Source organism: Ruegeria sp. AG7 (assembly GCF_056541545.1).
In genome coordinates this window covers 1-15392 of sequence record NZ_JBQFYP010000002.1, presented here as the reverse complement: position 1 = coordinate 15392, position 15392 = coordinate 1, and the positions used below count along the sequence as shown (strand labels likewise).

Below are 15392 nucleotides of genomic sequence, written 5' to 3'. Positions count from 1 at the left end.
GTCCTCCGCATAGTCGATAAAAAGGAAGCGAACAAAAAGGTTGAGCAATGAACGATCAAGCGAACAAGGCCGGGCAGCACAGGGGCGTGGGACGAGTCGCGGGCCGGCAGCGCATAACGATGCATGATATTGCACGCGTCGCCGGGTGCTCACAGACGACAGTATCGCTGGTTCTAAACAAGAACGATTCCGTCAAAATCTCCGAGGACACAAAGCAAAGAGTCCTGGACGCCGCCAACACGCTTGGATACGCCATGCCCTCTCAACTCAGGAAACCCCAGGACAGCGCGCCTCGGCCCTCGGCGTTAGACGGCACCATCGCTTTTGTCGTGGACGATCTGGCGTCGAGCCCCGAAATGGTAAACGCGTTTAATGGCGTGAAACAGGCCGTTCGGGACACGGGAAATCTTGTATTGCTGGCAGAAACCCAAAACGACCCCGAGGTCGAACCCAGAACGCTTAGGTATTTCCTCGACCAACAGGTTGCGGGCATCATTTACGCAACCGTTTTCACCCGGCGGGTGGTCGTTCCGGAAATCCTCAGGCAGACCGCAACCCCGGTTCTGCTGCTGAACTGCTTTTGCGACGACCTCTCTTTTCCTGCGGTGATCCCCGGCGAAGTCGCCGCTGGACATACGGCGACCAACGCCCTGATCAAGGCGGGGCACAAACGAATCGCCACCATCACCGGCGAGCCGTTCATGGAATGCGCCGCAGGGCGAACGACCGGGTACAGAAACGCCCTTGCTTCCGCCGACATCCCATTTGACGAGGATTTGGTCATCGAGGGCAACTGGCTGCCCAGCGCAGGCTATGCTGCCACGCGCGAATTGATGGACCTGCCCTCTCCGCCAACCGCCATTTTCTGTCAGAATGACCGAATGGCAATCGGCTGCTATGAGGCGCTCAAGGAACTTGGCCTATCCATCCCCGAGGACATCTCGGTCATCGGATTCGACGATGACGAAACCGCGCGACACCTGTCGCCACCCCTGACCTCGATGATCCTTCCAACTAGGGCGATGGGACGCTGGGTCATCGAACAGTTGTTCCACGGTCCGACGGATGGTCAGCGACACCCTCTCGTGAAGCTTGAATGCGAACTGGTGGAGCGCGACTCGATCAGCGAACCCAAACGCCGGGCCTGAAGGCGAACTCGTGACGGAAACCTTCGATCATATCGTCATCGGCGGCGGCTCTGCCGGCGCAGCCGCTGCAGCGCGACTGGTCAACCAGGGCAAGTGCAGGGTTCTGGTGCTGGAGGCCGGGCATTCGCACCGCCATCCGTTGCTGGACATGCCGCCGGGTATCTTCAAGATGATCAACGGGTCCAAGTTCATGACCTACCACCAGACCGAACCGCAGGACCACCTGGACGGTCGCGTGCATGACATTCCGCAGGCCAACGTGCTGGGTGGCGGGTCGTCTGTGAATGCCCAGGTCTATATGCGTGGCCGCCCTTCTGATTATGACGCGTGGGAAAACCTGCTCCGACAGACCAACGACAGAGTCGGCTGGGGATGGGATGATGTGCTGCCCTACTTCCGTAGAATGGAAGACAATAACAGGCTTCACAATGACCTGCATGGCAGCAACGGTCCGGTGCAGGTCTCGGATCCGGGGCATATCGACGACATGTCACGTTGGTTCGTTCAGTCGGTGCAGGCCCTTGGCGAACCATTCAACACGGACTTCAACGGCGCAACGCAGCGCGGTGTCGGGTTCTATCAGTTCACCAATCGCGCCGGTAAGCGCAGTTCGTCGGCTTATGCTTTTCTCGCCCCACTCGAGACGAACCCGAACTTGACCATCCAGCTTGGCGCAACGGTCAGCAAAATCATCATCGAAAACGATAAGGCCGTCGGCGTGCAGTATCGAGACAAACGCGGAGCCCACACGGTCCGGTGCGATGGTGAAGTTGTCGTTGCGACGGGCGCTCTGGTGACGCCGAAAATCCTAATGCTATCAGGCATCGGACCTGATGCACATCTTGCCGATCACGGTATTCCCGTGATCTGCCCATTGCCTGGGGTTGGCCAGAACCTGATTGACCACCCTGAAGTTCCAATTACCGCCTTTGCCAACGGTCCCTACGGATACTTCAAACAAGGTGAGGGCTGGCGGATGCTTCGCAACGGCATCCAGTTCAAACTGTTCGGCAGCGGCCCGGTGACTTCGGCCGGGGTCGAAGCTGGCGCCTTCGTCAATCCGTCGATTCCTGATGGAGAACCGACCATTCAAGCCTTTTGCGTGCCCATCGTCTATCTGGATCGCGACGCACTGGACGAGGTGCAGGATGACTTTGGCCTGACCGTTACGACCGTCGTGGTCAAACCGAAATCACGCGGAGAGGTCCGGCTTCGCTCGGCCGATCCTCACGCCATGCCGGTGGTCTCGCCCAACCTTCTGAAGCATGAAGACGACATGCAGGAGATGATCCGGGGGCAGCGGTTCTTTCGCCGGGCATTCACGTCGGGCCCGCTTGCTCAAAGGGTTCGCGAAATCGTCATTCCTACAGCGGACGACGACCAGACGCTACGAGCACATTGCAAGCGATTCGTGAAAACCAACTATCACCCGGCGGGCACTGCCAAAATGGGCCAAGACGGCGACGGAATGGCCGTGCTGGACGCCAGAATGCGCGTGCGGGGGATCGAGAGCTTGCGGGTGTGCGACATGTCCGCCGTTCCGGACATCAACGCCGGCAACACAAACGCACCTGCCATGATGCTTGGCGAACGATGCGCCGACCTGATCCTTGGTATCGGATCAGCACGCGAGGGACGCAATTCTTAACCTAAGCTGCGGCGTCGTCCGTCATTGATCCGATTTCTGGCGCAAAAAATGGCGTCGCGCTGCCCGCCCGACCGAAAACGGATCTCCCTAGATGTTTTCCGACTAATTCGAACTTGCCTCAGTTTGCCGCGGAAACCGCGAACCTATCCGGAACAAAGTTGACGCCACTCGCTAAGGGCGGCGGCGCGGGTCAGCTTGAATGTATCTCTGCTGGTGAGATCGCTCCTTGTTAAAGTGGTTGTAGACGGAGGAATGGACGGAGGCGAATGTCTGTAAACTTCGCACCCGTATGAACCGCTGCATTACGCGTTCGCGTCGTCGAAACGGCAGGTGCGAATTCTCGACGCGGTTGTTGAGCCACCTGCCCGTCTGTTGTTTTTCAAGCGCGCCCAGTTCTCTGAGAGCGGCTCTGTATGAGGCAAAGCGATCCGTGACGATGGTTTCCGCTTTGCCGTGTCGCTTCATCAATTTCTCAAGGAATTTCAATGCTGCAGCATTGTTTTGGCGCTTGGTGACAACAGCTTCCAGTACCTCGCCTTCCTGATAAACGGCCCGCCAAATATAATGCCGCTTGCCATTTACCTTCACGAAAACCTCGTCAACGTGCCACTTCCATTTGGAGAACGCGCGCAGCAGCTGAACACGCTTCCGCCTTATATCAGCAGCAAACATCGGGCCAAACCTGTGCCACCAAAATCGAACAGTTTCGTGGCTCACGTCGATGCCTCGCTCGTGCACCAAATTATCGACATTCCGAAGCGAGAGCGGGAAAGGATGTACAGCATCACCGCAAAGCGGATGATCTCGAGACTGGTTTTGAAGCATTTAAATGGTGATCGTCTTTCCATCCACAAAGGCTATGATTGCCCCCTTGCCCGCCTCAAGCCAAGTTCTTCTGACAAAACCTACATTGCAGCGATTCAGACATCAGTCAGAGAGCCTTGCGCGCCAGACCTCAAATCGTTCAAGAACGTCTGGGTCGGTTGCAGGATAAAGTCCAATTACGGGGGTGTTTTTTCGCACCTCTTCCAGAACGAAGCGTTCGAACAGCTCCATTGGGCCTGCCTCGATCGCAATGTCATCGGCGAGGTGGCGTGGGATAATCATGACACCGTCGCTGTCACCCAGAACGATGTCGCCGGGATAGACCGCCACGCCGCCACACCCGATTGGCAAACCGATATCTACCGCATGATGTTTCGTAAGGTTGGTTGGGGCAGACGGTTTTGCAGCAAAGACTGGCATCTCAAGTGCTGTGGCACCGTCGGCGTCGCGAATTCCACCATCCGTGACAACGCCCGCTGCTCCGCGCATTTCCAGTCGCGTCAAAAGGATCGAACCTGCCGAGGCCGCCGATGCATCCTGCCGACAATCCATGACCAATACCGCGCGTTCAGGACATGTTTCCACGGCCACGCGCTGCGGGTGATCTGGCTCACGAAACGCCTCGATCGGGTCGGTGTCAGGCCGTGCAGGAATGTAGCGCAGTGTAAAAGCCGGGCCGACAAGGGAGGGCCTGCCCTTGCCCAATGGGGCAACGCCTTGAACATAGGCGTTTTGATAACCGCGTTTGTAAAGCAGCGTGGCCACAGTCGCTGTGCTGACCTTTGACAAGCGATCAAGCGTATTCGGATGCAGTTTGATCGTTTCGGCAGGCTGAGGGTTCGGCAAGGGCTGGATCCTTCTGCTAAGGCTGTTGGCAACTATCGAGCAGGCTTTGGTTGATGGGAACAAGTGCACCTTTGCCTTGCACGACATGCCCTGCCAGTTTGCAGGCCAGTGCTATGCTGTCAGGTAAGGGTGTATCCGTTGCCAGCCCCGCCAGAATGCCAGCGTTGAAACTGTCGCCTGCAGCAGTCGTATCCACAACCGAGGCCAGAGGCGGAACATGGACAGAGCCCTCTGCGCCGCGAGTACGATAAAGGACCGTTTCTGCGCCATTCTTGACAACGATCGTTTCTGCACCCGCCCTTGCATAGCGCCGCAAAGTGGCCGCAGGGTTAATGTCGCTGAACCAAAGTGCCTCGTCCTCGAATGATGGCAAGGCGATATCGCTAACGGCGGCCGCCTGCATGATGTTCTCGGTCATCTCAGAGGGGCTGTCCCAAAGATGCGGGCGCAGATTGGGGTCGAAGGCAATCCGTTTTCCAGCGCGCCGCGCTGACTGAGCAACGTCGAGCAAGGCGGCGCGCCCTTCAGGGTTCAAGATTGCCAGAGTGATGCCCGAGAAATAGATGAGATCTGATTGCGTCATGGCGTGGGCAAGTGCTTGCTTGTCTTGGGCCAATAGGCGTGCGGCCGACTGGCCGCGCCAATAGGTAAAACTGCGTTCCCCGTTGTTTAGCGTGATAAGATACATCCCCACTGAACGGTTTGGCACGATCCGCACCTGCTGGGTGTTGACCCCGCTTTCGCGCATGACACTCAGCATCCGTGATGAGATGGCGTCATCTCCGACGGCTGTAAAATAGGACAAGGGCGTTTCGGGTGTGAGTTTGGCCAGATACCAAGCTGTATTGAACGTGTCTCCGGCGAACCCCATTTGATACGTGCTTGGCGCGTCAGTTGGGGCCATTTCGGCCATACATTCACCTATCGCGAGAATTCGCATATTCCGGTTTCCAGTACTTCGAAGTTTGACAAACGGTAGCGTTCGACAATTAGGTAACCTGTTCTGCAGTGGTCACGAGAACAGCATCCCACCATTGATATCGACATTGGTCCCGGTCAGATAAGCCGAGTCCTCGCTTGCCAGAAACGCCACGAGGTTCGCAACGTCCTGAGACTGGCCTTGCCGCTTGAGCGGCGCAGCAGCTTCTAGCCCCCGACGGCCTGCATCGGGAGTATGGATGTTATGGAAATCCGTATCGATCATGCCTGGGCAGATTGCGTTGACACGGATATCAGGACCCAGTTCTTTTGCAAGACTACGGGTGAGCGTCATGACCCCGCCTTTTGACGTTGCATAAGCCGACGCACCCGGGCCACCACCGTCGCGACCCGCCTGACTGGCGATGTTTACAATGGCCCCGGATTTCATATGCAGCAGTGCCGCTTTGACCATAAGAAACGTGCTGGTCAGGTTGAGATCCATGACAGCCTGCCAATGCTCAAGCGACATCTCGGCGATTTTCTTGCGCGCGACCAAACCTCCGGCATTGTTCACCAGAATGTCCAGGCTTCCATAGGTATCGACCGTCTTGGCGATCAACGCATCGACCTCTTCGGGTTTGTTCAAGTCGCCTTGCATTGCAAACGCCTGTCCACCGATCTTTTTGATCTCGGCTACGGTTTCCTCGGCGCCGGCACTACTGGCGAAGTAATTCACCGCGACATTCACCCCTTCGGAGGCGAGTTTGACAGCGCAGGCGCGCCCGATATCGCGGCCACCACCCGTGACAATTGCGGTCTTTCCCTGAAGTCTCATGGTTGCTCTTTCCCGTTCAATTGGTGCTGCTATGCGTGACTGATGGATCTGACGCTAAAGCTTGGCAAAATAGTCGAAGATTTCCGGCACGTTGCCGTCACCCATGCCTGCGTCCGCGGCTGCCTGAAGGTTGTTCGCGGTTCCTTCAGCGATCTCGGCACGAGTGCCCACGTCCTCGGCCAGCTTCAGGAAGTATCCAAGATCCTTGTTGGCGTTGTTAATCGAAAACCCCAAATCGCTGACACCATCCACCGCGTAGTTCTTACAAAACTGCATAAAGGGGGAATTGGACGGTCCAGCTGACATGATGTCAAAAAGCTGCTGTTTGTTAACCCCTGAGCGTTCAGCCACAGCAAAGGCTTGGCTCATGGTGCAAGCTGTCGTCATGCCCATATAATTATTGATGAGCTTGGTCACATGGCCCGCACCCAGTTCGCCGAGGTGAAAGACATTTTCCCCTAGTACATCCAGGACAGGTTTCACCTTCTCAAAGGTGGCTATATCGCCTGCTGCCATGATGTTCAGCAAACCATCCTTGGCGTGCGCGGGTGTGCGTCCCAGCGGCGCATCAATCATACCAGCACCTTTTGCGGCCAAGTCTGTGCCGATTTTGCGTGTGGACGCTGGGATCGAGGTGCCAAAGTCAATGACCACAGCACTATCTTTGATGCCTGCCAGGATGCCGTCATCGCCGTAGATCAGGCTTTCGACGACATCCGATGTTGTTACACAAAGCATCACGATATCGCTGTTTTCAGCAAGCTCTCGTGGCGTTGTAACCTCTACAGCACCGCGGTTGACTGTGGCTGCGACGGCTTCCTTGCTCCGACCCATAACAACCAGATCAAAACTGTTGTTTTGCAAGCACTTTGCCATGTTACCGCCCATAAGACCGAGGCCGATGAAACCGATGACGGGTTTTGTCATATCTGACTCCTTAAACTCTTTCCAAGTGGGCTTCGCAGAGCGCCGTGACCCCTGCCTGTGCAACTTCGAGATCCTGGGCTGGTGAGCCCGAGCTGACACCGATCCCGCCAACCACCTGTCCGTCGACCGTCACGGGAAGGCCACCTGCAACGGTCACCATTCGTCCGCCGAGCGTTGAGGATATTCCGTGTGCGGCCATGCCAGGCTGATTTGCTTCACCAAGAGCATCGGTTCCTTTTTGGATACCGGTTGCAGTGAAACTCTTGTCGATGGCCAAAATGATGCTGGTAATCTTGCCACCATCCATCCGCTCAAACGCGATGAGGTTGCCGCTTTCATCGGTGACGGCAATACACATCGGTACGCCGATTTCCTGCGCCTTGGCTCGCGCTCCTGCGATCAACTTGCCCGCGTCATCGATGTCCAGGCGTCTTATTGTCAGCATCGCCTCATTCTCCTTTGATTTAGGGACCAATGATCAAGTTCGGCAGTGTCAGCGATATTGCCGGTACAAAAGTGATCAGCATGAGCGCGGCCAAGATGGCGAGGTAGAAAGGCCAAATCGTTTTGACCGCTTTCTCCATCGGTAGTTTTCCAACAGCACAACCCACAAAGAGGCAGGTCCCGACGGGTGGTGTGCAAAGACCGAGACCGAGGTTCACCAAAAGGATCATGCCGAACTGTAGCGGGTCGATGCCCAGCATGTTCATCACCGGCAGGAAAATCGGTGTGCAGATCAGGATCAACGCGGCCATGTCCATGATCATCCCCAAGAGCAACAGCACAGCGTTGATCATCAACAAGATCAGGATCGGGTTTTCTGTGATACCCAACAGGAATTCGACTGTTTTTGTCGGCACCCGGTTGAACGTCAGCATATAGGCAAAAGCACCGGCACAAGCGATCAGGATCATCACCATCGAAGTTGTGCGTACCGAAGAGATAACGGCGATTTTAAAGTTTTCCCAAGACAGGCTGCGATAGACAACAAGCGTCACCACAAAGGCATACATTGCCCCAAATGCACCGGATTCAGTCACTGTAAAGACGCCTGACAAGACCCCTCCGACAATGATCACGGCCGTCAACAAGCCAGGGATCGAGCCCACAAAGGCGATGGCCAGTGCGGTCCAACCCGGAAACTGTTCGGCCTGATAGCCGCGCTTGACCGCCACGACATAGGCGGCAATGGCAAGGCAGCAACACATAAGGACACCGGGCACAACTCCGGCCAGGAACAGTTTTGAGATTGAAACTGCACCGCCTGTTGCGAGGGCAAAGATGATCATGTTGTGGCTGGGTGGGATGATGATCCCGGCAATTGATGATGTCACTGTGACGTTCACCGCATAGTCGGCGTCATAACCTTTGTCTTTCATCACCGGGATCAGGATTGACCCAAGCGCCGAGATATCTGCAATTGCCGATCCGGAAATGCCACCAAACAACATGGACGAGAAGACATTGACGATACCAAGCCCACCGCGCACAGCGCCTACGGCGGCCTGCGCAAACCGAACCAACCGGATCGCGATTCCACCGTGAAACATCAGCTCGCCCGCAAAGATGAAAAACGGGATCGCCATTAGGGAAAAGACGTTGATCCCGGACACGATACGCTGGAACCCAACAAACATCGGCAATCCTTCAAACCAAAAGGAAGCCAATGCGGCGATACCAAGGGCGTATGCCACTGGAGCGCCGATGATGACACATAGGGCAAAAACCCCCAACAGAATCATGAGTCCCATGACTATCCCTGATCTATGTTGTCTTGGCGTTCGTCTCGGCCCAGAAACAGGCGGATCAGATGGCCAGTGGAAAAAAGGAACACCAACGCGCCGCTGATTGTCAGTGGCAAGGAGCGCAAGCCCTCTGACCATTGGATGAGCGGGATCAGGGTGTTCCATTTGAATATTGTCAGCTCGATCCCGTACCAAAACATCATGCCACCGAAACCTGCCATCAGGACATCAGTGAGCACGACGAAAACCGTTCGCACAGAGGGTGGGACTAAATTGCGGAACACGACAACAGAGAGGTGCGTGTGATTGTGCACTCCCGCAGCCGCCCCGAGAAAAGCGATGACCATAACCAAAAGCAGTGAAACCTGCTCAACCCAAGTGGGCGTGTTGTTCAGAACGTAGCGACCGAACACCAGCCAGGCAAAGATCGCAGTCATAACGACAATGGCGATGCCAGACAGCAACATGCAAACTCGTGCGAGCAGGTCAAGAATCCTGTCCATGTTGCGCATGGCGGCAGGGGCGGTATCGGGCTCTTGCATTGGATTTCCTCTGAGACAAAACGCCCGGCATCCAATTGTCGGAGCCGGGCGCTCAAAGTTGAACTGTTAAGACAACTTATTCAGTGGCTTGCGCCATTTCTACCAACGCTTTCATATCAGGATTTGCAGCCAAGTAGTCTGCATAGACCGAATCCATTGCGGACTGGAATGGGCCTTTGTCGGCGATTTCATTGACGGTGATGCCGGCCGCTTCAACATCTTTACGCGCTTGTTCAGAACCAATTGCCCAAAGCTCACGCTGGACCAATGCGGCTTCTTCTGCTGCACCGCGCACAGCGGCTTGCAATTCAGGAGACAGCGCATTGAATTTGGCCGTGTTCACGCAGATGCACTCGGGGATAATCAGGTGTTCGGACAAAGAATAATTTGTGGTCACTTCATAGTGACCGACATTCTTGAACGACGGGAAGTTGTTCTCCGCACCATCAACAACGCCGGTTTTCAGCGCTTGCTGAACTTCGGAGAATGCCATTGGAGACGGGTTACCGCCCATAGCTGAAATCATAGATGTATAAAGATCGTTGTTCATCACACGGATTTTCAGACCTTCGACATCTGCGGGCGTGTTGATCGGCTTTTGGCTGTAGAAAGAACGCGCACCGGCATCAAACCATGCCAGTGGCAGAACGCCTGCTTCACCCATCGCAGCTGAAACAACCTCACCGGCGTCGCCGTCCAGCACGCGGAACATGTGCGGCACATCTTTGAAGATGAAAGGAAGCGATACAAGGTTAGCTTCTTTCACCATTGGGCCAATAGGACCGAGGTTGAAGTTACCAACCTCGATTGCGCCGATACGAACCTGTTCTAGGGCATCCGGTTGGGAACCAAGAACACCACCGTGGAACACATCGACGGTAACTTCGCCGTCTGTAGCGGCGTCAACCAGTTCGGCAAACTTGTCCATTGCAGCCGTGTTGGGATGGCCGTCGTTGTGGATATTCCAGGCTCGCCAGTTTTCGGCTGAAGCTGACGTTGCAATGAATGCCACAGCGGTCGCAGTTGCAAAGAACGATTTCGTGAAAGTCATGGGTTCTCCTCCCCGGTTATTTTTGGACAGGATTTGGCTTTCATGGAATTTCAGAGACCGTAAGCCACGTAGCTTTCGATTTCCCCCAAGAACCAGAATCGCTGCTGCCCCTAAAGGGACACTAGTATCCAAGTTATGTCAACTGTAGGCTTTTAGAATGTCAGATTGCTTGACAGTCGAAAGCGCAGGGCATTTGATAGGTGACAGGCCTACATTGGTTCACTCAAGCAAAACAAAATAGAATATTCTATTTGTTTCAATGCCATAACAGTGGATCTGTAATTTTAAACGTGACTAAGACAGAGGGCGCAAGCAACATACCGTGGAAGAAATTGTCAGACGAACCACAACCGATGCGGTCTATGAAGCGCTACACGACGAGATCGTTTCGCTTGAAATTCTTCCCGGTACAAAGCTATCCGAAACAGAGGTAGCCAGCCGATTCGGCGTATCACGCCAACCTGTTCGCAACGCATTCACAAGGCTCGGTAACGAAGATCTGCTCTTAATACGACCACAAAAGGCGACCGTAGTTCGAGGGTTTTCTATGGAGCGTGTGGCTCTCGCGCGATTGGTTCGAATGGCGGTGGAGCTAGAGATCGTCCATCGAGCAATGGAAGTTTGGGACGCAGCAAGTGCAGCAAAACTTGAAGAAAATCTCGCCTTACAAGAGCAGGCGATCAGTGACGGTGATCTATCGGCGTTTCACTCGCTGGACTATGATTTTCACAAACTGATCTACGTGCTCAGCGGCAATCCGATGGCATTTGATGTAATGCTAGAATCCAAGCAAAAGGTTGACCGGCTTTGTATGCTCAGTCTTGAAAAGGGCAGTGCCGCAGAGGCCATCCTCGCCGATCACCGAGAGATTGCACAGGCCATGGCGGCAGGAGACCATGACCAAGCGCAAGCCGCTGTCAGAAAACACCTGTCCCGCCTCGACGAAACCATCGACTTCATCCACAAGACGCACCCAGGCTACTTTGAGTAACCGAGGCCATGCGATCTGGTGGTCTCAGGCCGTTCCTCGTTCCGGACGATCATTATCAATATTGAATTTCATGCCGTCCAAAAGCTCTTCTAAATCGGGACGTGCCGCAGGGCCGTTAGAGATATCGGCCATCATCAGTGTTCCATTCGGACGGATGGCAAACGCGCCAGGTTCGGCGAACAGACCCGTCGTTTCTGCATCAGATAGAGGCGATGACACGTAAAGACCAAGCGCGCGCATTTGCGCTTCAGTCATTCCATAGCAAAGTTCAAAATCCCAGCCGAATTCTGCTTTGTCTGCCGCAGCTTTTTCTTTGGTGTCGGCAGAGACAACAATAACGTCCATAACGTCAGCCCATGCCGACAGCGCCGCATTCAACTTGTTCAAAAAGCGCTTGCAGCGTGGACAATGCTTACCTCGATAAACAAACAACATGGTCCAGCGGTCTTTTTGTTGACCGATCGTAACCTTGTCATCAGACCCCAGCCTTAAAAAACTCATTTGCTCGATTCGCGCGCCGACATTTGGTTTGGCTGAGGTCATGAGTCGTTCCTTTCTTCTACAAACAAGGGCTTTGCGCGGATACCGTTAGCTTAGTTCATGTCACGTCAAGGCAATTATTGAAACCAAGATCGCGATATCATTTTGTGCTTGAAAGGCACGCTCGATCTAAGATTGCTGTCAGTTAACGAGGAATCACCGATACCTACCCGCCGCCACTCTACGCCCCTCATTGCAGCCGGGCTTCTAATGCCGTAACAGGTGTGAGCGCAACCAGCGTACTTGTGTCGAATTCAACGCGACCTGATCACCTGTGGCCCCAAGAAAACTTTAGAATCGAGACCAGAACGATCAAACGATCGGCCCGGTGAAGCCCAAAACGTCACCGTTACTACTTAACTGTAACTTTGGGCTCAGTTCGGACGTTCGCCCGATTGTCGCGAGCGACCGCAATGCGGACAAAGCGGTGGTTCAGACTCAGCCGCGAGAAAACCTCCGCACACATATGGCAAACTGGCTCGATGCCGTGATCAGAACCTGACCCTAAACGCCAGCCCAACCAACGGCGCAGTGTCATAGCTTTGCCGACTGATTTCTGCTCCATTCGCATCATCTAAAGTCAGGCGGCCATCAAATTCTGCGCCCGCAAATACGCTCAATGAAACTCCAGGATTCGGATTGTACCCAAGAGAAAGAACCACAGGGATACTCTTATCTTCACCCACCCCATCAGGGGCGACGCCATCCCCATCCAACCTGAAACGAATTCTCTCTGATCGTGCGGTTAACGAAAGGTCGATAGCCTCGTTTAGAGCGTAGCTTAGTGACAACCCGGGGCCTTGCGTTGCTCCGACACCAGAGCCAGTGTTCAAATTCCAACGTTCATTTATGTCCCAGTCGATAAGCAGAGCCGGAAAAAAATCAGTACCGCTTTCGTCTAATTCGGAAAACGCACCAAAGGCTGGGCCTATCGTTAGGCGCTCGTTCAGTTGCCATGCAATACCTGCAAAAACACCGTAGGTTCTACCGTCAGATGAGGAGGCCCCGCTTTGGTAGTCCCACCTGATCTGTGGCGAAACAAAAACCGTTGTTGTATCCCCCACACGAAACCGGACAGGAACAGCTACGCGAAGGTCCCGGATGTTTTCCCAAGGCTGGTTGTTAGATTGGCTGAAATTGTAATCCAGCTTGCCAAAGCTGGTGGAAAGCCCAACGCTGCTTCCGCCTTCTAGTTTGTAAAGTGCGGTAGTACGTAGAAACGCTCGACTTGCAGAGAACTTGCCGCCGCCACTCAAATCCGCATCCCCTTGAAACGCGGCAAGCCCATCAACCTGATACGCCCAGCCTAACTGAGGCTGGGCGGCCGACGGAAGCGAAGTGAACCCAAGAAAAACAAATCCAAAGCAGCACGTTAGAAGAAGGTTTTTCATCTGACATTTTCCACGTGAGACTGGTTTCCTTTTGGGATGCCATTGCTGGACGAGCGGTTCAAGTCCTATACCCGCACAATCATCTGGGTGCTTGCGCTTTATGATGAATGGGCAGTGTGATCCGGCTGGAGCGGTTTTTCATGGCAGGAGTTCCTCGATCTCGTTCGTAACGGACGCCGAAAGCGGATCAATGATCGAGCCTTATGTTTCGACAACTGTACCACCGGGGCCAATCAAGACCTTGTTGAAATTCCACCTTGGCGCGAATCCTTCCTCCTCTTTCAAGGACCGGAAGAAAGGGTGAGCGTCAGGGCCAGTCACGTGTGTTATCACGCTCATTGGAAAATCGGTACCGTATTGCAGTTCGCATAAATCGCGCACTTCGTCGTTGGTTACCAGTTCTTGCTTGAAGTTATCCGAACGGTCCGCGGCGACAACCAGTCCCCGGTTGCGATACCGATCATAAAGGTCTCGAAGCCCACGGTAGTGACGGGTGAACGCGCATTGGGATTCCGTACTGACGACTAGAACCGGTTGACCATTCCAATCTGACAAAGACAAGGTTCCCCCGTCGATCGAGTCAAACTTCGCGTCAAGTTCAAGGGCGCGAACGTGTTCGCCTGGCAAGAGAAAGCCGCAAAGCACAGTTATCCGAAACATTCCACGCCTCCATTTTCATAGTTGGATACGGAAGAACAATGCGGACGGATTTCATTTTGTGGACATAGCGCGCGGGTCGCGTGCGACTGCCGGCGGTCGCAACTCAGAGATAGAAAATTGGGGACGTTCGAAAGCTCGATTCAGGCCCATGATCAAAAATTATCTTGTTCCTCAGTGGCAACGTCAAAATGGCTTTATCCAAATGTATTTAAAATCGGTCGTCGCTAGGAGGCAAATAATCAAATCAGAACTTGGAATGCATTCGGCACTTTGAGAAGCGCAATACTGTAATTTGCACCTCTTCACCTTGAACTTCCGCGCTAAGGCGGGCTTTAGACGCAATAAAGAAAAAGACGTTTTCTGCAGGCTAAACAACGCCTGCATTGCTGACTTGGTCGCTTTCGATACCTGTCAGATAGCTACCCGTGGATCAACGCCGAAGGGTCAATCAATTTGTCTGCAATGGTCGTGAATCTGGCAAACTCAATTTGACTTTTCTGTTGTTAAGCAAACTTCTACTTGCAGATCATTTTGTTGAAACTGATCCTTGGTCCACAACAGTTGAAGGGAACAACAATGTCGCATACGCCTCGATCCTTTTCTCACATAGGTCTTTCAGTGCCGGACGTGGATGAAGCAGTAAAATTTTATTCCGAGGTATTTGGCTTCTACGTCATCATGCCGCCAACGGACGTTCTGGAGGATGATAGCGATATTGGTGTAATGTGCACGGATGTCTTTGGACCAGAATGGAAAAAACTGCGCATAGCTCACATGGCGACTGCGGACCGTGTTGGGATTGAAATTTTCGAGTTCGACGGGAATTATGCACCCGAAAACAACATAGACTACCGGCGCAATGGGACATTTCACTTTTGCATCCAAGATCCCGACGTGGAAGGCCTGGTGAAAAAAATCGTAGCGGCGGGGGGAAAGCAGCGGATGCCCATTCGTTACTACTATCCGGGCGATAAACCTTACCGGATGGTCTATGTAGAAGATCCATTCGGTATTGTGTTCGAACTGTACAGCCATTCCTATGAATTGACGTATTCGTCCGGTGCTTACAATTGAGAAACAGTTCAATTTGAAGGCTGCTTTGGTTCCAAATAACCGTTCTCTGCGTTGCAACGTCTCTTGAGTTTTTGAGCGACTGTTTTGAGGTCTGAGTGGTCGTTTGTTTCAATTCGCTTCAAGGACCGCTTTGCGGAGATACTGTTGAAAAACTCTGCTTGAGCGATGCTTTGGCTGCTGATTCAATTCTCTTGAGTTGCAGGAGAGTTGCTGATGATGGGACCGAGGCAAGTTGCGCAGGGTGCGCT

General features: G+C 53.8%; 15 protein-coding genes and 1 pseudogene. 4 read left to right on the top strand and 12 right to left on the bottom strand.

The window, feature by feature from the left end; translation table 11 throughout:
• Positions 1 to 47: 47 nt before the first annotated feature.
• A complete protein-coding gene (locus tag ACR0BF_RS03060; RefSeq protein ID WP_480503409.1) occupies positions 48 to 1148 on the top strand; it encodes a LacI family DNA-binding transcriptional regulator in 1101 nt (366 codons plus the stop codon).
• Positions 1149 to 1158: 10 nt separating this feature from the next.
• A complete protein-coding gene (locus ACR0BF_RS03055) occupies positions 1159 to 2796 on the top strand; it encodes a GMC family oxidoreductase (protein ID WP_480624243.1) in 1638 nt (545 codons plus the stop codon).
• A gap of 143 nt (positions 2797 to 2939) precedes the next feature.
• Here the strand turns inward: ACR0BF_RS03055 and ACR0BF_RS03050 are convergent.
• From ACR0BF_RS03050 to ACR0BF_RS03010, 9 genes and pseudogenes are all read right to left on the bottom strand, one after another.
• Positions 2940 to 3644: pseudogene (locus ACR0BF_RS03050) on the bottom strand (IS6 family transposase).
• Between the two features lie 79 nt (positions 3645 to 3723).
• Positions 3724 to 4467 carry a ribonuclease activity regulator RraA gene (locus tag ACR0BF_RS03045; protein ID WP_480624242.1) on the bottom strand — a complete coding sequence of 248 codons (744 nt, stop codon included), beginning with the start codon at positions 4465 to 4467 and terminating at the stop codon, positions 3724 to 3726.
• Positions 4468 to 4483: 16 nt separating this feature from the next.
• Positions 4484 to 5407 (bottom strand): sugar kinase, encoded by a 924-nt coding sequence (locus tag ACR0BF_RS03040; protein ID WP_480624241.1) that lies wholly within the window; start codon positions 5405 to 5407, stop codon positions 4484 to 4486.
• Positions 5408 to 5479: 72 nt separating this feature from the next.
• Positions 5480 to 6223: an SDR family NAD(P)-dependent oxidoreductase gene (locus ACR0BF_RS03035; protein WP_480624240.1), complete on the bottom strand. Its 744-nt coding sequence runs from the start codon at positions 6221 to 6223 to the stop codon at positions 5480 to 5482.
• Positions 6224 to 6277: 54 nt separating this feature from the next.
• Positions 6278 to 7150 (bottom strand): NAD(P)-dependent oxidoreductase, encoded by an 873-nt coding sequence (locus ACR0BF_RS03030; RefSeq protein WP_480603922.1) that lies wholly within the window; start codon positions 7148 to 7150, stop codon positions 6278 to 6280.
• A gap of 10 nt (positions 7151 to 7160) precedes the next feature.
• On the bottom strand, positions 7161 to 7595 hold the full coding sequence (locus ACR0BF_RS03025) for a GlcG/HbpS family heme-binding protein (RefSeq protein WP_480622484.1): 435 nt from the start codon (positions 7593 to 7595) through the stop codon (positions 7161 to 7163).
• A 19-nt stretch (positions 7596 to 7614) separates the two neighbouring features.
• A complete protein-coding gene (locus ACR0BF_RS03020) occupies positions 7615 to 8901 on the bottom strand; it encodes a TRAP transporter large permease (RefSeq protein WP_480603916.1) in 1287 nt (428 codons plus the stop codon).
• 2 nt (positions 8902 to 8903) lie between these two features.
• Positions 8904 to 9437, bottom strand: coding sequence for a TRAP transporter small permease (locus tag ACR0BF_RS03015; RefSeq protein WP_010437284.1), 534 nt, complete (start codon positions 9435 to 9437; stop codon positions 8904 to 8906).
• A gap of 76 nt (positions 9438 to 9513) precedes the next feature.
• Positions 9514 to 10488, bottom strand: coding sequence for a TRAP transporter substrate-binding protein (locus ACR0BF_RS03010; RefSeq protein WP_010437283.1), 975 nt, complete (start codon positions 10486 to 10488; stop codon positions 9514 to 9516).
• Positions 10489 to 10810: 322 nt separating this feature from the next.
• On the opposite strand from ACR0BF_RS03010, the gene ACR0BF_RS03005 reads away from it, so the two are divergent.
• A complete protein-coding gene (locus ACR0BF_RS03005) occupies positions 10811 to 11479 on the top strand; it encodes a GntR family transcriptional regulator (protein ID WP_480603913.1) in 669 nt (222 codons plus the stop codon).
• A 24-nt stretch (positions 11480 to 11503) separates the two neighbouring features.
• Here ACR0BF_RS03005 and ACR0BF_RS03000 read toward each other — a convergent pair whose 3' ends face one another.
• The 3 genes from ACR0BF_RS03000 to ACR0BF_RS02990 form a co-directional block, all read right to left on the bottom strand.
• A complete protein-coding gene (locus tag ACR0BF_RS03000) occupies positions 11504 to 12022 on the bottom strand; it encodes a redoxin domain-containing protein (RefSeq protein ID WP_480624239.1) in 519 nt (172 codons plus the stop codon).
• A gap of 488 nt (positions 12023 to 12510) precedes the next feature.
• Entirely contained in the window at positions 12511 to 13410 is a 900-nt protein-coding gene (locus tag ACR0BF_RS02995) for a hypothetical protein (protein WP_480624238.1), read from the bottom strand.
• Positions 13411 to 13611: 201 nt separating this feature from the next.
• Positions 13612 to 14070, bottom strand: coding sequence for a glutathione peroxidase (locus ACR0BF_RS02990; RefSeq protein WP_480624237.1), 459 nt, complete (start codon positions 14068 to 14070; stop codon positions 13612 to 13614).
• Positions 14071 to 14646: 576 nt separating this feature from the next.
• Here ACR0BF_RS02990 and ACR0BF_RS02985 point away from each other — a divergent pair.
• The gene (locus ACR0BF_RS02985; RefSeq protein ID WP_170356644.1) at positions 14647 to 15144 is read left to right on the top strand and encodes a lactoylglutathione lyase family protein; all 498 of its coding nucleotides are present in this window, start codon (positions 14647 to 14649) and stop codon (positions 15142 to 15144) included.
• Positions 15145 to 15392 lie beyond the last annotated feature (248 nt).